Raw genomic sequence first — 17,190 nt, forward strand, 5'->3', positions numbered from 1 at the left:
TGCAATGAAGGGGCCTTTCATGTCACGCGCGAAGGGCGTCAGAGACCGCGCGAAGCGAACTTCGTCGGCCGGGTCTCCCAAGGAGCGTCCGCGGGCCGCGACGAAGCCGCCCCCGAAAGCACCGCGTGCGCGGCCAGCACGCCGCCGACGGTCGCCCCGTTCACCAGCTCACCCGCCAGCGCCATCCGGACCGCCTCGTCGAGCGGGAACTTCCGCATGACGAGGTCTGCCTCCTCCTCGCCGAGGACCTCCCTGTCCACTTCGGACAGTTCTCGGGCGAGATAGACACGGACGACCTCGTCGGTGAAGCCGGGCGACGCCGCGACGTCGACCAGGGTCTCCCATCGCTCCGCCCTGAGCCCGACCTCCTCGACCAGCTCGCGTTCGGCCGCGCCGACGGGGTCCTCCCCCGCCTTGTCGATCAGCCCGGCGGGCAGTTCCCACAGCCGCCGGCCGACCGGATGGCGGTACTGGTGGATCAGCGTCACCGCGCCGTCCGCGTCCAGCGCGACGACGGCGACCGCGCCGAGGTGCTCGACGACCTCGCGGCGGGCGGTCCCGCCGCCGGGCATCACGACCTCGTCGACCCGCAGCCCCACGACGCGTCCGATGTGGACGTCCCTTGTGGACGCGACGGTGAACTCGTGCTTACCGGGCTCGGTCACCGGGCTCCCGTCTGAGCCGCCTCGGGCAGCTCGACCGGCAGCCGCTCGGCGACCTTGCGGTCCACGACGGCCTTCACGAACGCGCTGAACAGCGGGTGCGGACGGGTCGGGCGGCTCTTGAGCTCCGGATGTGCCTGGGTGCCGACGAAGAACGGGTGCTTGTCGGCGGGCAGCTCGACGAACTCGACCAGGTGGTCGTCGGGCGAGGTGCCCGAGAACACCAGACCGGCGTCGGAAAGGCGCTTGCGGTAGGCGTTGTTGACCTCGTAGCGGTGACGGTGCCGCTCGGAGACCTCGGTGCTGCCGTACGCCTTCGCGACCTGCGAGCCCGGCTTGAGCTTCGCGATGTAGGCGCCGAGCCGCATCGTGCCGCCCATGTCGCGCTCACCCGCGACGACGTCACGCTGGTCGGCCATCGTGGAGATGACCGGGTTCGGGCCGTCCTCGAACTCGGCCGAGTTCGCGTCCTTGATGCCAGCCAGGTTCCGCGCCGCGTCGATCACCATGCACTGCAGGCCGAGGCACAGGCCCAGCAGCGGCAGCCCGTGCGTCCGGGCGTAGGCGATGGCGCCGACCTTTCCCTCGATGCCGCGGACACCGAATCCGCCGGGCACCAGCACACCGTCCACATCGGACAGCGCGGCGGCAGCACCGGCCGGGGTCTCACAGGAATCCGAGGGGACCCACGAGATCTGGACCTTGGCACGGTGGGCGAACCCGCCCGCGCGCAGCGCCTCGGTCACCGACAGGTACGCGTCCGGCAGGTCGATGTACTTGCCGACGAGCGCGACCCGCACCGTCTCCGACGGGTTGTGCACGCGGTCGAGCAGGTCGCCCCACACGGTCCAGTCGACGTCGCGGAACGGCAGCCCGAGACGGCGCACCACGTAGGCGTCGAGCGCCTCACGGTGCAGCACCTTCGGGATGTCGTAGATCGACGGAGCGTCGGGGCAGGCGATGACGGCCTCGGTGTCGACGTCGCACATCAGGCCGATCTTGCGCTTGAGGTCCTCCGGCAGCTCCCGGTCGGCGCGGCAGACGAGCGCGTCGGGCTGGATGCCGATGTTGCGCAGCGCGGCGACCGAGTGCTGGGTCGGCTTGGTCTTCAGCTCGCCCGACGGGGCGAGGTACGGGACCAGCGAGACGTGGAGGAAAAAGCACTGGTCGCGGCCGACGTCGTGGCGGACCTGACGGCAGGCCTCCAGGAACGGCAGCGACTCGATGTCGCCGACCGTGCCGCCGACCTCGGTGATCACGACGTCCGGGCTGTTCCCGTCCTCGTCCTCGCCCGCCGCGGCGGTGATCCTGGCCTTGATCTCGTCGGTGATGTGCGGGATGACCTGCACGGTGTCGCCGAGGTACTCACCGCGGCGCTCCTTGGCGATCACCTCGGAGTACACCTGCCCGGTGGTGACGTTGGCCTTGCCGTCGAGAGCCCGGTCGAGGAAACGCTCGTAGTGCCCGATGTCCAGATCGGTTTCGGCGCCGTCGTCCGTGACGAACACCTCACCGTGCTGGAACGGGTTCATGGTGCCCGGATCGACGTTGAGGTACGGATCCAGCTTCTGCATCGTGACCCGGAGCCCACGTGCGGTAAGGAGCTGACCCAGGCTGGAAGCCGTGAGTCCCTTACCCAGAGAGGAGGCAACGCCTCCGGTGACAAAGACATACTTGGTAGCCCGCGACTGAAGTCCCACGGGCTTCCACCTTATCGCACGCCCGCCGAAGCGCTCACCGGCCACGCCGCAAGCGTCCGATGGAGTGGAAAACCGCTACCCTCGCGAGGTGACAGACGCGCACGACACCTGGACCGCACCCGTCGCGGAAGGCCCGCTGGACGCCGACATCCGCGTCCCCGGTTCGAAGTCGATCACCAACCGGGCCTACGTCCTCGCCGCGCTCGCCAGCGCGCCGACGCGGGTGCGAACCCCGCTCGACTCCCGGGACGCGCGACTGATGCTCGGCGCCATCTACGCCCTCGGCGCCCATTCGCAGGGCAGTATCGGCGGCTACCTAGTGCACCCGCTCGGCCCCGGCCGCGTCCACCCCGAGGAAACCGTCCGGGTCGAGCTCGGCAACGCGGGCACGGTCGCCCGGTTCACTCCCGCCCTCGCCGCGCTGGGCACCGGCCCGGCGCTGTTCGACGGCGACGAGGCCATCCGCCGCCGCCCCATCGGACCGCTGCTGAAGGCGTTGCGCGGCCTCGGTGCCCGCATCGACGACGACCGTCGCGAGGCGCCGCCGTTCACCGTCCACGGCGAAGGCGGCCTGCGGGGTGGCAAGGTCGACCTCGATTCCTCGGCGTCGAGCCAGTTCCTGTCCGCGCTGCTGCTCGCGGGACCGTCGTTCCAGCAGGGCGTCACCGTGCGCCTGGTCGGCGGCGCGGTGCCGAGCGAACCGCATATCGCGATGACCGCGGAGATGCTCCGCCGCTTCGGGGCCACTGTGGACCGCGAGGGCGCCGAGTTCCACGTCGCCCCGACAAGGCTTTCCTGCCCCGAGTACATCGTCGAGCCGGATCTCTCGACGGCGGCGCCGTTCGTCGCCGCCGCGGTCGCGACCGGCGGCACGGTACGGATCGCGGGCTGGCCGCAGCGCACGACCCAGCCCGGCGACTGGCTTCGCAGCCTGATGCCCGTCCTCGGCGCGACGGCCGAACTCGACGCGGGCGGCCTGACGGTCACCGGAAGCGGCACGATCCCCGGCGTCGAACTGGATCTGCACGACGTCGGCGAACTGACCCCGGTGATCGCGGCGCTGCTGTGCTTCGCCGAGGGACCGTCGATCATCTCCGGGGTGGCGCATCTGCGCGGCCACGAGACCGATCGCCTGACCGCGCTGGCCACCGAACTCTCGTCACTCGGCGCCGACGTCCGCGAGACCGAGGACGGGCTCCGCATCACTCCGGCGCCGCTGCACGGCGGGAAGTTCCGCACCTACGACGACCACCGCCTGGTGATGGCGGCGGCCGTCCTGGGGCTACGCGTCGAAGGCGTCGAGGTGGAGAACCCGGGGACGGTCGGGAAGACCTTCCCCGGATTCGCCGAAGCCTGGACCTCGATGCTCGGCTAACCTTCGAACGGCGAAGCGCGCCACAGATCGATCATCGGTTTCATGCCTTCCACCAGCATCGGCAGTTCGGGCGCCATCGAGAGGCAGGCGACCATCTGCAGCCGTCCCGCGGCCTCGATCGTCTTCAGCACGGTTTCGTCGACCTCGCGCAGGCCCAGTTCCTCGGCGGCGGCGTTGTAGGCCTCGATGCCTTCGGGGCCGTTGAAGGCGAGGTCACTTTCGATCGGACCACGCTTGACCAGCTCGAAGTCGGAGTAGAGATCGCCTTCGGTGGTGACGATCAGGTTGTAGCCCGGCGAGTCGCCGTGGATCGGCTGCACGGTGACGCCGGGGAACGCCTTCGCGAACGCCTCCTCCGATTCCAGCAGCGGCCGGAGTGTCTCCCATTCGCGGCGGGCGCGGTCGAGGTCGGCGGGGTCGAGCAGGTCCGGCCGGCCTTCGAGCTGGGCGAGACCGTCGGGGATGAACGGGTCGAGGCCGTTCAGGAACGCCAGCTCGCCTGGATAGTCGCGGAGCGCGGCGTGCAGCTTCGCGACGAGCTTCGCCGTGTACCCCACGGCCAGGTTCGCGTCCTCGACGAACTCGACGAGTTCCCAGAACGTCATGGAGAACCCGTCGCGCCGCACGGGTTCCGCCGGGACCAGCGGGCTCGGTTTGACGACCGGGAGCCCCTTCTCGCCGAGCCAGGCGGCGACGGCGAGCTCGCGCCGCTGGTCGGTCAGTTGCGCCTCCGGCGTGGTCGTGCGCGGCAGCACGGTCGGCACGCGCACGACGACCGGCGAGGGCGCCAGCCGCACGATGACGGAGAAGACGTCGTACAGGACCTCGGGTTCGGTGACGGCGATGCCGAGGTCACGGCCCGCGGAGACCGCGGCGGCCACCGCCCGCGCGGTGCGGGCGGCCCGTTGTTCGTCGGTGATCATGCCGGAAGTCTGACATGTCCGCTTCAGCCCGCGGAGCGTTCTCCGTCGTCCTCGGGGAACAGCGTCTTCAGGGTGACCTGCCGGTTGACCCGCACATGCTCGACGGCGTGGGCCCGCGCGCGGTCCGCGTCGCCCGAAGCGATCGCGTCATAGAGACGGCGGTGCTCGTCGAGCAGTTCGCCCCAGTGCTCGTTCTGGCTGGTGAGCCAGCGCAGCCTGCCTTCGAGCGGACGGAGGATCTCGTGCAGCAGGCCGTTGCCCGCCAGCGCGACGATCTGGTCGTGGAAGCGGGTGTTGAGCGAGGTGATGCGGGCCGGGTCGCCGCTTTCGGTGGCGCGAGCGGCGTCGGAGAGAAGGCGTTCGAGCGCGCGGAGTTCCGCTTTGCCCGCCCGTTCGGCGGCCAGCCCGGCGGCGAGCCCTTCGAGCGCTTCCCGGACGTCGAACAGCTCCTCGACGTCGGCCTTGGCCAGCCGGCGCACGACGATGCGCCGGGGTGACTGGACGGCGAGGAATCCTTCCGCCTCCAGGCTGCGGATGGCCTCGCGCACCGGGACCCGCGAGACGCCGAGATCCTCGGCGAGCTCGCGTTCGACCAGCCGGTCCCCCGGCTTCAGCCGTCCGGTGAGGATCCGTTCGCGCAGCTCGTCCCGGACCCGCTGCCGGGTCGCGGCCAGCGGCTGCCGCGGTCCTTCCTCGGCCACTCGCCCCCCTCTCTCAACACTGCCGTAACAGCCCGTAACCCGAGTTTATCGGCAGAAACCTTGACGGCGGGCCACCGCGGGGTGATATTTGGGATGCCAAATTTTGGGATACCAAATCGGCCGGAGTTCCCCGTCGATCGGAGGCCCGCATGACCGCCGCCCCAGCCGCCCGGACCCGAACATCCGCCGCTGACCAGCCAGATCCCCGGCTTTGGAACGAGGATCTCGCCCCGGCGAAGGAACGCCGCTGGAAGGTCTACGACATCTTCGCGCTGTGGATGTCGGACGTGCACAACCTCGGCAACTACACGTTCGCGGCGGGCCTGTTCGTGCTCGGCCTCTCGGCCTGGCAGGTGTTCACCGCGCTGCTGACCGGCTTCGTACTCATCTACTTCGGCATGAACCTGATGGGCCGCATCGGGCAGAAGACCGGCGTCCCCTTCCCCGTTGTCGCCCGCATCAGTTTCGGCACCTTCGGCGCGAACCTGCCCGCGCTGATCCGCGCGATCATCGCGATCTTCTGGTACGGCATCCAGACCTACCTCGCCTCCGTGGCCATCACGCTCCTCGTACTCGCGATCGATCCCGGGCTGAAACCGTTGACGGAGGTGGGTTTCCTCGGCCTGCACGCCCTCGGCTGGATCTGCTTCATCGCGCTGTGGCTCGCGCAGGCGCTGGTGCTCACCCGCGGCATGGAGGCGGTGCGCAAGTTCCAGGACTGGTGCGGTCCTGGCATCTGGGTCGTGATGATCGCGCTCGCGGTGTGGGTACTGGCCGCCGCCGACTGGAACATCTCCTTGACCAGCAACCCGAAGGCACTGTCCACAGGGGAGCAAGTACGGCAGTGGTTCGGCGCGGTGGGCCTGATCCTGTCGATCTACGGCACCCTGATGCTCAACTTCTGCGATTTCTCCCGGTTCGCCCCGAACCAGAAAACGGTGCGGCGCGGCAACTTCTGGGGCCTGCCGATCAACTCGACGGCGTTCGCCCTGCTGTCCGTGCTCGTCACCGCCGGCAGCCTGCAGGTGTTCGGCGACGCCATCACCGACCCGGCCGAACTGCTGGCCCGCATCGACAACACGCCGGTGCTGATCATCGGCGCGCTGACCTTCGCGATCGCCACCATGGGCGTGAACATCGTCGCGAACTTCGTCTCCCCCGCCTACGACCTGGCCAACATCTGGCCGAAACGGATCACCTTCACCATCGGCGGGATGATCAGCGCGGTCGCGGCGCTGTGCGTGCTGCCGTGGAAGCTGTACTCCTCCCCCGCGGTGGTCAACTACTTCCTCGGCGGCCTCGGCGCCTTCCTCGGTCCGCTGTTCGGCATCATGATCGTGGACTACTACCTGGTGAAGCGCGGCCGGATCGACGTCGGCAAGCTGTTCGTGGCCGGGCCCGATTCGCCGTACCACTACAAACGCGGGTTCAACCCGCGGGCGATGGTCACGTTCCTGCCGACGGCGGCGTTGTCCGCGGTCATCGCCCTCGTGCCGCTCTTCGCCCCCGCCGCGCCGTACTCGTGGTTCATCGGCACCGCTTCCGCGGCCGCGCTGTACTTCGCCGTTTCCCGGAAGCAGCGGGTCGCGTGATGCGGATCCTGGTCACCAACTGCAACACCACCGAGGCGATGACCAAGGAGATCGAGGCGGGCGCCCGTGCCGCGGCGAGCCCCGGCACCGAAATCCTGGCCAGAACGCCGTCGTGGGGCCCGGAATCCGCGGAAGGCTGGCTGGACAGCTTCCTGAGCGCCGCGGCCGTCCTCGACCTCCTCAACGGGCTGGACGAACCGTTCGACGCGCTCGTGATGGCCGGTTTCGGCGAGCACGGACGGGAAGGCGCCAGGGAACTGCTCGACGTCCCCGTCGTCGACATCACCGAGGCGGCCGCACATCTGGCCTGTCTGCTGGGAAGACGCTACGGCGTCGTGACCACATTGGACAGAACCTGCGGGCTGATCGAAGACAGCCTGCACGCGTCCGGCGTCGCGCGGAACTGTGTCGGCGTCCTCGGTGCCGGGCTCGGCGTCCTCGAACTGACCGACGAACGTCGGACGGAATCGGCGCTCCTGACCGCCGGACGCCGGGCCAGGGACGCGGGTGCGGAGGTCCTCGTCCTCGGCTGCGCCGGGATGACCGGACTGGACCGGCGGATCTCCGCGATGCTCGACATCCCGGTGATCGACGGCGTCGCCGCGGCGGTCCGGCTGGCCGAATCCCTGGTGGCCCTCGGCCTCAAGACCAGCCGGGCCGGTTCCTACGCCCGCCCGCTCCCGAAAACCCGCACCTGGCCCACGCCCCACCCACGCAATTAGTCCTCTGGATGCGGTCCTTGCACACGCAAGTACCGCATCCAGAGGACGAAATGCGAAAGGGGGTCAGTTGCCGGCGGCGGCGATTCCGGGGGCGGGAGCCTGGGCGTTGCCCGCGATGCCGTAGCGCCCCGCGCCGCCCTCGAGCTGCTCACGCAGCGCCATGATCGTGGTGACCCGGCCCGCCGCGGTCTCCGCGTTGTCCACAGTGGACAGAATCGAGGTCGACGAGGTGTCGGCGCGGACGACGCCGATCGCGCCCGTGCCGTCGGCGGATCCCGCGTCCCCCGCCAGGACGGTACCCGCGCCGGAACGGTCGAGCTGCGCGGCGAAGCGCGCGACGGTCGAGGCGCGGTCACCGGCGCCGTCGCCGGTGTACTTCGAACCGGTGAGCACGATCGCGAGCTGCGCGGGCTTCACGTCCCCGCCGGTCTTGAGGAAACCGCCGTCGGTGAGCCCGCCGAGCGCGGCCGCCAGTTCCACCGGCGTGGACTGCGGCTGCGCGTTGTCCTTGTTCAGCAACGCCACCGAACCGAGCAGGGCACCGGCGAGGGTGCCCGGGTCGCCCGCGGTCGGGAACTGGACGCCTGCGGGCTGCAGACGCGTCACGACGTCACGCAGCTGATCGGACCGCATCGGATCGGAGAACGCCTCGGTCAGCTGGATCTCGCCGGTGACGGCGGCGCCCGCCTGCCCGACGAGCTGCTTGAGCGCGTCGCGGTCCGCGGGCTTCGCGTCCTCTGTCGTCACCAGCACCACGGAACGCTTGTCCAGCTGACCGGCGACGACCTTCGGCCCCATCGCGCCGGCGAACGCGTCCGCGTCGCTGAGCCTGGCGTTGAGGGAATTACGCTGCGCCTCCAGATCCGCGACCTGGGAGCCCAGATCCTCCTTCTGGCTGGCGAGACCCGAGAGCAGCGAACCGTTCAGCGCCGTGGACCCAAGCACCACCCCGAGCGCGAGCGCCAGGAAGCAGGCGGCGATGGAAACGATGTGGTACCGCAGTGAAATCACTTGAAAAGTCCCTTGCCCCAGGCGATGAACGAGTTCCAGGTCTCGCGGATCCAGTCGAGATAGACCGAACCCACGTCGGAGACCAGCAGCGCGGCCGCGACGGCCACCAGGGTCGCCACCACCAGCAGGACGACGGCGCCGATGGACACCCGGCTGCGGTGCAGCGTCGCGACGGCCTTGCCGTCGACCAGTTTCGTGCCGAGCTTGAGCCTGGTGAGGAACGTCGACGGGTTCGACCCGGACCGGCCGTGGTCGAGGAATTCCCGCAGCGTCGCCTGGAAACCGACGGTGACCACCAGGCTCGCCTCGTGGGCGTCGGCCAGCAGCAGCGCCAGGTCCTCGGCGTTGCCCGTCGCGGGGAAGGTGACCGCGCCGATCCCGAGGTCCTGGATGCGCTCGACACCGGGCGCGTGCCCGTCCGGCTGCGCCGGGACCACGACCTCGCCGCCGCTGCGCAGCGTTTCCGCGCCGATCCCGTGCGGGTCGCCGACGATGACGTCCGGCTGGTAGCCCTGCGCGCGCAGGGTGTCGGCCCCGGCGTCGACGCCGATCAGCACCGGCCGGTGCTCGGAGATGTACTTCTTCAGCTTCTTGAGGTCTTCGGCGTGCCCGTTGCCACCCGCGACCACGAGCGCGTGCCGGTCCCGCAGCGGGACCCGGATCTCCGGGACGCCGACGCCGTCGAGGATGAGGCTGCGTTCCCGGCGCAGGAATTCGATCGTGTTCGCGGAGAACGCCTCCAGCTGGGTGGACATCCCGGCCTTGGCTTCGATCATCTGGTCCGCGACGCTCTCGCGCGTCTGCTGGATCCCCGAGCCGATCTGCCGCTCACCGATGTAGACGACGCCCTCGTGCACGCGGAGTTTCGTGCCGTCCTTCACCTTGCGCAGCAGTTCGCCGCCGACCGAATCGACCAGCGGGATACCCGCTTCGAGCAGGATCTCCGGGCCCAGGTTGGGGAACCGGCCGGAGATCGACGGCGAAGCGTTCACCACCGCGGCGACTTCGGCCTCCACCAAGGCATCGGCCGTCGAACGGTCGAGATCCAGCTGGTCGAGGACGACGATGTCACCGGGGCTCAGCCGGCGGAGCAGCTCACGCGTGCGCCTGTCGACCCTGGCGACGCCCATGATCCCGGGGAGGGTCTCTTGGTTACGCGTGAGCAAGCCGGTGAGCTTCATGCGACCGATAGTGACAAATCCGCGCGGCCTTCTGCGTCCGCCACGCCGAAGCGAACACGCCGATTAACCCACACCGGATCGGGTCACACGGTCGTGTCCGGTGCTACTTCGACTTCTTTCGCTTTCCGCCGCGACGGGTCTTGGGCTTGTCCGGCACGCTCTTGTCGGCCTCGGCGACGGCGAGCAATTCCTCCGCGTGCGCGCGGCCGGTCTCGGTGCTTTCCATTCCGGCGAGCATCCGGGCGAGTTCGACGACACGCTCCGATTGCTTGAGCACGCGCACGCCGCTGCGGGTCACCCCGCCGCTGGTGCCCTTGTCCACCACCAGATGCTGATCGGCGAACGCGGCCACCTGCGGCAGGTGCGTGACCACCAGGACCTGGTGGCTGCGCGCCAGCCGCGCGAGCCGCCTGCCGATCTCGACCGCGGCGCGGCCGCCGACCCCGGCGTCGACCTCGTCGAACACCAGTGTCTGCACGGTGTCCGCGTGCGCGAGGACGACCTCGATCGCCAGCATCACGCGGGAAAGCTCACCGCCGGAAGCGGCCTTGTGCACCGGGAGCGGCGGGGCGCCGTTGTGCGCCCGCAGCAGCAGTTCGACGTCGTCGACCCCGTCGGGGCCGGCGTGCACGAGCCTGCCTTCGACCTTCACCGCGTGCGCGTCGCTCTCGTCCACGGTGCGGCGCTCGACGGTGATCTCGATCTCCGCCTGCCCCATGGCGAGCCCGGACATCTCGGCGGTGATCGCCTCGGCCAGTTCGGCGGCGGCCTCGATCCGCGCCTCCGACAGGCGGAGGGCGTGTCCGGCGAGGGTGACGGCGAGTTCGTCGCGGCGCTTGGCCAGTTCGGCCAGCGCTTCCTCCGAGGTGTCCATCGTGGACATCCGGCGGCGGGCGTCGTCGGCCCACGCGAGCACACCGTCCACATCGGCCGCGTACTTGCGCGTGAGCCGTTTCAGGTCGGCCTGCCGCGCGAGCACCTTCTCCAGCAGCGCCGGGTCGGCGTCGAGCGTTTCGAGGTAGCTGCCCAGCTCGGCGCCCACTTCGGACAGCAGCACCGAGGCCTCGTCCAGCCGGGGCCCGAGTTCACGCAGCACGGCGTCCTCGGAACCGGAAAGCTGCCGCGTGGCCTCGCCGATCAGCCCGACCGCGCCGGGGGCGTCCGGATCGCCGTCGGGCGAACCCGAGACGGCGGCCTGCGCGGCGCTCGCGGCGGCGCGCAGTTCGTCGACCGCGGCGAGCCGCTTGATCTGCTCGGTGAGCTCGGTGTCCTCGCCGGGTTCGGGCGCGACGGCGTCGATCTCGGTGAGCCCGTGACGCAGCAGGTCCGCCTGCTGGGCCATCTCACGGGAGCGGGTGGAGCGCTCGGTCAGTTCGGCGACGACGGCGAGCCATTCGTCCCGCACCGCGCGGTACAGCTCGAGCGGTTCGGTGACGGCCTCGCCGGCGAACCGGTCGATCACCGCGCGCTGCTCGGCGGGCCGCAGCAGCCGCAGCTGATCGTTCTGCCCGTGGACCGCGATCAGCTGCTCGGACAGGTCGGCGAGCACGCCGACCGGCACCGAACGGCCACCGAGGTGGGCGCGGGACCGGCCGTCGACCGAGACCGCGCGCAGCGCGATGACGCTGCCGTCCTCGTCGACCTCCGCCCCGGCGTCGGTGACGATCCGGGTGGCGCCCTCGGCGCCGCCCAGCTCGAACCGGCCTTCCACGAAGGCCTTCAGCATTCCCGTCCGCACCTTGGACACTTCGGCTCGGCCGCCGGAGAGCAGGTGCAACCCGCTGACGACCATCGTCTTGCCCGCACCCGTCTCACCGGTGACCACGGTGAAGCCCGCGTGCAGTTCCAGCAGGGCGTCCTCGATGACTCCGAGGCCCTGGATGCGCATCTCGGCCAGCACGACGCCCACCGTAGCGGCCCACCCCGACCATTCCCGCACCCGGCACGTCATGAAAGGGCCGTTCAAGACAGAAATTGTCCTGAACGGCCCTTTCATGACATCCGTCAGCGGGCGTGTCGCTCCCGCCAGCCCTTGATCGGCAACGAGAACTTGTGCACCAGCCGGTCGGTGAACGGGCCTTCCCACAACCGGATCAGGCGCACCGGCACCCGGCCGCAGGTGACCCGCACGGCCGCTCCGGCGGGAAGATCGAAGGTCCGCGATCCGTCGCAGGTCAGGACGGCGGGCGAACCGTCCGGATCGATGGCGACGGTGATCTCCGAGTCGCGCGAGACGACCAGCGGCCGGGAGAACATCGCGTGCGCGTTGCTCGGGACCACCAGCAGCGCCTGGACGTCCGGCCAGATGATCGGCCCGCCCGCGGAGAACGCGTACGCCGTCGAACCGGTCGGGGTGGCGCATAGGACGCCGTCGCAGCCGAAGGACGACACGGGCCTGCCGTCGACCTCGATCAGCGCGTCCAGCACGCGCTCACGCGAGCTCTTCTCGACGCTGGCCTCGTTGAGCGCCCACGTCCTGACGGTCTCCTCGCCGTCGACACTGACCACGACGTCGACGGTCATCCGCTCTTCGACCTGGTAATCACCGTCCACAGCGCGCTGGACGGTGTCGGCGAGCTTGTCCGAATCGGCCTCGGCGAGGAAGCCGACCCGGCCCAGGTTCACGCCGAGGACCGGGACGCCGTTCGGCCTGGCCAGTTCCGCGGCCCGGAGCAGCGTGCCGTCGCCGCCGAGCACGAACACCAGCTCGGTGCCGGCGGCCGGGTCCTGCTCCGGCGCCATGACCGTGCAGGGCGCGCCGATCCCGCCGTCCGCCTCCAGCATCTCCCGGACGTCCTCGTCGAGCACCCGCAACCGCACCCCGGCCTTGGCGAACCGGGCCGACACCTCGCGTGCCGCGTCCCGGGTCGCGTCCCGGTCCGGGTGCACGACCAGCAGCACCTCGCGATCGCTCATGGGGGTCCCTCCAGGACTGCGGTCCGGACGAGCCGCTCGGCGTCGGTGCCGAGGGTCTCCCCCGTCCCGCGGGTAAGCCAGACGAAGTATTCGACGTTCCCGGACGGCCCGGGAAGCGGGCTCGCCACGACGCCGCGCAGGCGCAGGTCCAGCTTCTCGGCCTCGGCGAGCACGCCCAGCACCGATTCGGCCCGCAGCTCCGGGTCGCGGACGACGCCGCCGCTGCCGAGCCGGTCCTTGCCCACCTCGAACTGCGGTTTCACCATCGGCACCAGGTCGGCGCCTTCCCGCGCGCAGGCGGCCAGCGCGGGCAGCACGAGTTTGAGCGAGATGAACGAGAGATCGCCGACCACGAGGTCGACCTGGCCGCCGAGGTCCTCCGGGGTCAGGTTGCGGACGTTCGTCTTGTCGAGGACGACCACGCGGTCGTCGGTGCGCAGGCGCCAGTCCAGCAGGCCGCGGCCGACGTCGGCGGCGATCACCGTGGCGGCGCCGTTGCGCAGCAGGACATCGGTGAAGCCACCGGTCGAGGCGCCCGCGTCGAGGCAGCGCTTTCCCTCGGTGGAAAGTCCTTGCGGGGTGAAGGCTTCGAGCGCACCGAGCAGTTTGTGCGCGCCGCGGGAGGCCCAGCCGGGATCGTCGCTGTCACGCACCACGATCGGCGCGCCGGACTCGACCCCCGTCGCGGGTTTGGTGGCCACCATCCCGCGCACGGTGACCTTGCCCTCGGCGATCAGCGCGGACGCCTGCTCGCGGGAGCGGGCGAGACCCCGCCGGACGAGCTCCGCGTCCAGGCGGGCGCGTTTGGGCACGCGGTCAGACCTTGTCGATGGTGGACAGCGCCACCGTCAGTTCGGTGTGCACGGCTTCGAAACGGTCGACGTGCTCCGAGAGCGGAAGCGCGGCGAGGTCGTCGAGACCCGCCACGGCTTCGTCGATCCCGGCGCGGGGATCCGTGTCCTGCTGCGCGAACTGGTCAGGCGGCGGCCCCGGCACCGGCGGCGGGCCGGGAACCGGGGGTCGCGGAACGGGGTGGAAGTGGTCTTGCACCCCACCAAGTTAGCAGCGCTGGTCAGGCGAGGCGCAGCTCGCCGAGCGCGGCGCGGGCGGTGTCGCCCACACCGCGGACCTCGGTGGTCCCGGACTCCCAGGCCACCGCGCACAACGCGCGCAACAGGTCCAGGGAGTCGCCTTCACCGTCGGCTTCGAGCACATCACTCTGCGCGGTGACCCGCCAGCCGTCCTTGGGCCCGATTTCGAGCAGCTCCGCCCGGCTGCTCAGCCCGGACAGGTCGGCCGCGAGGTAGCGGGGACGCTCCTCGGGCCTCGCCTTGATCAAGGACGCGGCGTCGGCCACACCGGTGAGGACGCAGAGCGCGTCGATCCCGGCCGCGACCGCTCCTTCGATGTCGGTGTCCAGCCGGTCACCCACGACGAGCGAGCGTTCCGCACCCGCGTCCCGCGCCGCCGTGGTGAACAGCAGCGGCGCCGGCTTGCCCGCCACCAGCGGTTCGACGCCGGTGGCGGTGCGCAGAGCAGCCACCATCGACCCGTTGCCCGGTAACAGGCCTCGTTCGGTCGGCAGGGTCGCGTCGACATTGGTCGCCACCCACAGCGCGCCCGCGCGGATGGCGAGACACGCCTCCGCGAGAGCGGCCCAGGTGTTCTCCGGGGAGTGTCCCTGCACGACGGCCGCCACGTCCGGACCGGCTTCCCGGACCGTCCGCAGTCCCACTGACTCGATCTGGGCGGCCAGGGACTCCGTGCCCACGACGAGGACCACGGCGCCCTGAGGCAGCCGCTCACCCAGCAGGGCGGCGGCGGCCTGAGAGCTCGTGTGGACCTCGTCGGGGGTCGCGGGGAGTCCGAGTGCCTCCAGGTGGGCGGAGACCTCCGCGGGCGCCTTGGAGGCGTTGTTCGTCACCCAGCGGACGGCGGTGCCGTGGTCCCGGAGCGCCCGGAGCGCTTCCGGTGCGCCCGGGACCACCTTGCTGCCGTGATAGACCGTGCCGTCGAGGTCGAACAGGACCGCGTCGTACCCGGCCGACAGAGCGTCAGCCATTCGTGAGCTCCGCGGCGCGCTCGGCGGCGTCGGTCTCGTCCTCCTCGTCGGCCTCTGCCGCGTTCAGGAACCAGCGGATCGCCTCGTCCTTGCGGTCGGCGGCGGCGAGGTTGTCGGCGTAGGCGTAGAACAGCCGGGCGCTCCACGGATCGCGCTTCTCCGCCTTGAGGTCGTCGCCCTGCAGGGAGACGACGGCGGCGTCCAGCTGACCGAGGTCGCGCCGCGCGCCGGCCGCGACGATCGCGAGTTCGATCTGAGTCGCCTTGGACAGGCGCTCCTTGTCGACCTCCTTCGCGAGGTCGAGTGCCCGCTCGGGACGGCCGATGGCGCGCTCCGCGTCGGCGATGATCGCGATGTGGTCGTCGGTCCGGGTCATCCGGCGGACGGCCCGCAGCTCGGACAGCGCCTCGGACCAGTTGCCCGCGTGGTAGGCGACCAGGCCGAGCGCCTCACGGACGATCGGGACCCGCGACGCCTTGGCCTTCGCGTACTTGGCGTGCTCCATGGCGGCTTCGGGGTCTTCGTCCACGAGGCCACCGGCCGCGACTAGGTGCTTGCCGACGGTCTCCGCGAGCGCCTTGGGCAGGGTGCGGAGTTCCCGGCGGACCTCCTCGTCGAGGTCGGAGAACTCGATGCCCTCGGGAAGCTCCGGGGCCTCGAGCAGCTCGCGCGCCAAGGTCTCGTCGTCGACCGGCTTGTCCTCGGTGCGCGGCGAGGAGCGGAAGTCCTTGCGGCCCTCGGAGCGGTCGCGCTGGGGACGGTCGTCGCGCTTGCGCTCGAACCGGCCTTCGCCGCCACGGGAGTCGCTGCGACGGCTGTCCCTGTTGTCACGGTCGCTGCGGTTGTCGCGGTCGCCGTAGGACTTGCGCTCGTAGCCACCGCTGCTCGGGCGGCGGTCACCGGAGGACGGACCACGCCTGTCGTCGCGGCGGTCGCTGTTGTAGCCGCCGGAACGGGAACCGCCGCGATCGTCGCGGTAGGACGGACGCCGGTCGCCGCCGCCACGGTTGTCCCGGCTGTCACGGTCGCCGTAGGACTTGCCCTGGGGGCGTCCTTCGTAGCGGTTGCCGGAGGGGCGGTCGTCGGACCGGCCGCGGTGGTCCGAGCCGTAGCCGGACCGGGCCGGGCGGCTGTCGGAGCGCTTCTCGTACCGGCCCTCGGAACGGTTGTCCGAGCGGCTGTCGGAGCGGCTGTCGTAGCGACGCTCGGGACGGTCTCCGGAGGAGCGGTACCCGCCGCGGTCGCCACCACGGCTGTCTCGGCTGTCACGGTTGTCGGAGCGATAACCGCCGCGGTCACCACCGCGATTGTCGCGGCTGTCGGACCGGTAGCCACCGCGGTCGCCGCCCCGGTTGTCCCGGCGATCGTCCGAGCGGTAGCCGCCCCTGCTCTCGCGGTTGTCGCGGCTGTCACGACGGTCGTCGGACCGGTAACCGCCGCCACGGTTGTCCCGGCTGTCGCGGCCGCCCGACCGGTCGTCGTTGTAGCGCGGGCGGCTGTCGTCGCGTCCCTGACCGCCGAAGCGACCGCCGGACCGCTGGTCACGAGAGCCTTCGCCGCTGCGGGCGGGCTTGCCGGGGTAACTGCCGGAACCGCGGGCACCGCGGTCGTCACGGCGCGGGCGGCCCTGGTAGCCGCCGTCGCGGCCGCCCCGGTCCTGCCTGCCGCCGGCGGAACCACGCCGGTCACCTCGCTGCGCGTCAGACCGGCCTCCGCGGGGACTGTCGTCCCGGCGACCCGACCGGCCGGACGCGCCATCATCTGAGTCACGTCGACCGAACTCGGACACCTGGCCTCCTGCCACTATTGAAAAAGTTTTCGACACTTGCGCCCACCCGTCGGGTGAGCCAACGGACCATTCTAGTCCGTCCATGGACATGAAAAGAGACAGGGCCCTGACCGGGGAGAACCTGTTAGGGGTTCTCGACCCTGGTCAGGACCCTGTCCTGAAGTTAGTCCGGCGGTGTCCTACTCTCCCACAACCCTTCGGTTGCAGTACAATCGGCGCTGTCAGGCTTAGCTTCCGGGTTCGGAATGGGACCGGGCGTTTCCCTGACGCTATAACCACCGAAACACTACGAAACAACACACATCGTTTGCTTCACACAAACAGTGTGGTGTTTCAGAGCTGTAGAGTGGATGCGTAACATCTTTGTGGGCAAGTCCTCGGCCTATTAGTACCAGTCAACTCGACAACACATTACTGTGCTTCCATTTCTGGCCTATCAACCCAATGGTCTGTTGGGGGCCTTAACCCACATGGGGTGGGATACCTCATCTTGGAACAGGCTTCCCGCTTAGATGCCTTCAGCGGTTATCCCTTCCGAACGTGGCCAACCAGCCAT

General features: G+C 70.3%; 15 protein-coding genes and 2 rRNA genes. 3 read left to right on the forward strand and 14 right to left on the reverse strand.

Features of this window, described 5'->3' with window-relative positions; all coding sequences use genetic code 11:
• Positions 1-38: 38 nt before the first annotated feature.
• Both IE302_RS35915 and pyrG read right to left on the reverse strand, forming a co-directional pair.
• Positions 39-665 (reverse strand): NUDIX domain-containing protein, encoded by a 627-nt coding sequence (locus IE302_RS35915; protein WP_191258892.1) that lies wholly within the window; start codon positions 663-665, stop codon positions 39-41.
• The gene (pyrG, locus tag IE302_RS35920) at positions 662-2,362 is read right to left on the reverse strand and encodes a CTP synthase (RefSeq protein WP_191258893.1); all 1,701 of its coding nucleotides are present in this window, start codon (positions 2,360-2,362) and stop codon (positions 662-664) included. Before pyrG ends, IE302_RS35915 begins: the two co-directional genes overlap by 4 nt.
• 88 nt (positions 2,363-2,450) lie before the next feature.
• Here pyrG and aroA point away from each other — a divergent pair, with 88 nt between their 5' ends.
• On the forward strand, positions 2,451-3,737 hold the full coding sequence (gene aroA, locus IE302_RS35925) for a 3-phosphoshikimate 1-carboxyvinyltransferase (protein WP_191258894.1): 1,287 nt from the start codon (positions 2,451-2,453) through the stop codon (positions 3,735-3,737).
• Here aroA and IE302_RS35930 read toward each other — a convergent pair.
• Together IE302_RS35930 and IE302_RS35935 are read right to left on the reverse strand one after the other, a co-directional pair.
• Entirely contained in the window at positions 3,734-4,660 is a 927-nt protein-coding gene (locus tag IE302_RS35930) for an aminoglycoside phosphotransferase/kinase family protein (protein ID WP_191258895.1), read from the reverse strand. The two genes, aroA and IE302_RS35930, sit on opposite strands and share 4 nt — an antisense overlap.
• Positions 4,661-4,683: 23 nt before the next feature.
• Entirely contained in the window at positions 4,684-5,361 is a 678-nt protein-coding gene (locus IE302_RS35935; protein WP_191258896.1) for a GntR family transcriptional regulator, read from the reverse strand.
• A gap of 149 nt (positions 5,362-5,510) precedes the next feature.
• Here IE302_RS35935 and IE302_RS35940 point away from each other — a divergent pair, with 149 nt between their 5' ends.
• Both IE302_RS35940 and IE302_RS35945 read left to right on the forward strand, forming a co-directional pair.
• Positions 5,511-6,953 (forward strand): NCS1 family nucleobase:cation symporter-1, encoded by a 1,443-nt coding sequence (locus IE302_RS35940; RefSeq protein ID WP_191258897.1) that lies wholly within the window; start codon positions 5,511-5,513, stop codon positions 6,951-6,953.
• Positions 6,953-7,675: an aspartate/glutamate racemase family protein gene (locus IE302_RS35945; protein WP_191258898.1), complete on the forward strand. Its 723-nt coding sequence runs from the start codon at positions 6,953-6,955 to the stop codon at positions 7,673-7,675. Before IE302_RS35940 ends, IE302_RS35945 begins: the two co-directional genes overlap by 1 nt.
• A 63-nt stretch (positions 7,676-7,738) precedes the next feature.
• On the opposite strand, the gene IE302_RS35950 is transcribed toward IE302_RS35945, so the two are convergent.
• The 10 genes from IE302_RS35950 to IE302_RS35995 form a co-directional block, all read right to left on the reverse strand.
• Positions 7,739-8,686 (reverse strand): copper transporter, encoded by a 948-nt coding sequence (locus IE302_RS35950; RefSeq protein WP_191258899.1) that lies wholly within the window; start codon positions 8,684-8,686, stop codon positions 7,739-7,741.
• Positions 8,683-9,867: a putative cytokinetic ring protein SteA gene (steA, locus tag IE302_RS35955; protein ID WP_191258900.1), complete on the reverse strand. Its 1,185-nt coding sequence runs from the start codon at positions 9,865-9,867 to the stop codon at positions 8,683-8,685. Before steA ends, IE302_RS35950 begins: the two co-directional genes overlap by 4 nt.
• A gap of 103 nt (positions 9,868-9,970) precedes the next feature.
• Positions 9,971-11,767: a DNA repair protein RecN gene (gene recN, locus IE302_RS35960; RefSeq protein ID WP_191258901.1), complete on the reverse strand. Its 1,797-nt coding sequence runs from the start codon at positions 11,765-11,767 to the stop codon at positions 9,971-9,973.
• Positions 11,768-11,871: 104 nt separating this feature from the next.
• Positions 11,872-12,783: an NAD kinase gene (locus IE302_RS35965; RefSeq protein ID WP_005153433.1), complete on the reverse strand. Its 912-nt coding sequence runs from the start codon at positions 12,781-12,783 to the stop codon at positions 11,872-11,874.
• On the reverse strand, positions 12,780-13,595 hold the full coding sequence (locus tag IE302_RS35970) for a TlyA family RNA methyltransferase (protein ID WP_191258902.1): 816 nt from the start codon (positions 13,593-13,595) through the stop codon (positions 12,780-12,782). The genes IE302_RS35965 and IE302_RS35970 overlap by 4 nt, the downstream gene beginning before the upstream one ends.
• A 4-nt stretch (positions 13,596-13,599) precedes the next feature.
• Complete coding sequence (locus tag IE302_RS35975) at positions 13,600-13,779, reverse strand: hypothetical protein (protein ID WP_038511536.1); 180 nt, start codon at positions 13,777-13,779, stop codon at positions 13,600-13,602.
• 76 nt (positions 13,780-13,855) lie between these two features.
• Positions 13,856-14,845, reverse strand: a complete 990-nt coding sequence (locus IE302_RS35980; RefSeq protein WP_191258903.1) for an HAD-IIA family hydrolase — start codon at positions 14,843-14,845, stop codon at positions 13,856-13,858.
• Positions 14,838-16,634, reverse strand: a complete 1,797-nt coding sequence (locus tag IE302_RS35985) for a hypothetical protein (protein WP_191258904.1) — start codon at positions 16,632-16,634, stop codon at positions 14,838-14,840. The genes IE302_RS35980 and IE302_RS35985 overlap by 8 nt, the downstream gene beginning before the upstream one ends.
• Positions 16,635-16,800: 166 nt before the next feature.
• A 5S ribosomal RNA gene (gene rrf / locus IE302_RS35990) occupies positions 16,801-16,917 on the reverse strand.
• Positions 16,918-16,999: 82 nt separating this feature from the next.
• A 23S ribosomal RNA gene (locus tag IE302_RS35995) occupies positions 17,000-17,190 on the reverse strand; the annotation flags it as partial.

It is taken from the genome of Amycolatopsis oliviviridis (genome assembly GCF_014654365.1).
Lineage (GTDB): Bacteria > Actinomycetota > Actinomycetes > Mycobacteriales > Pseudonocardiaceae > Amycolatopsis > Amycolatopsis oliviviridis.

Coding starts and splice junctions, on each gene's coding strand:
- IE302_RS35980 (WP_191258903.1), bottom strand. CDS start 14,845: ATGGCTGACGCTCTGTCGGCCGGGTACGACGCGGTCCTGTTCGACCTC.
- IE302_RS35930 (WP_191258895.1), bottom strand. CDS start 4,660: ATGATCACCGACGAACAACGGGCCGCCCGCACCGCGCGGGCGGTGGCC.
- IE302_RS35940 (WP_191258897.1), top strand. CDS start 5,511: ATGACCGCCGCCCCAGCCGCCCGGACCCGAACATCCGCCGCTGACCAG.
- IE302_RS35945 (WP_191258898.1), top strand. CDS start 6,953: ATGCGGATCCTGGTCACCAACTGCAACACCACCGAGGCGATGACCAAG.
- IE302_RS35965 (WP_005153433.1), bottom strand. CDS start 12,783: ATGAGCGATCGCGAGGTGCTGCTGGTCGTGCACCCGGACCGGGACGCG.
- steA (WP_191258900.1), bottom strand. CDS start 9,867: ATGAAGCTCACCGGCTTGCTCACGCGTAACCAAGAGACCCTCCCCGGG.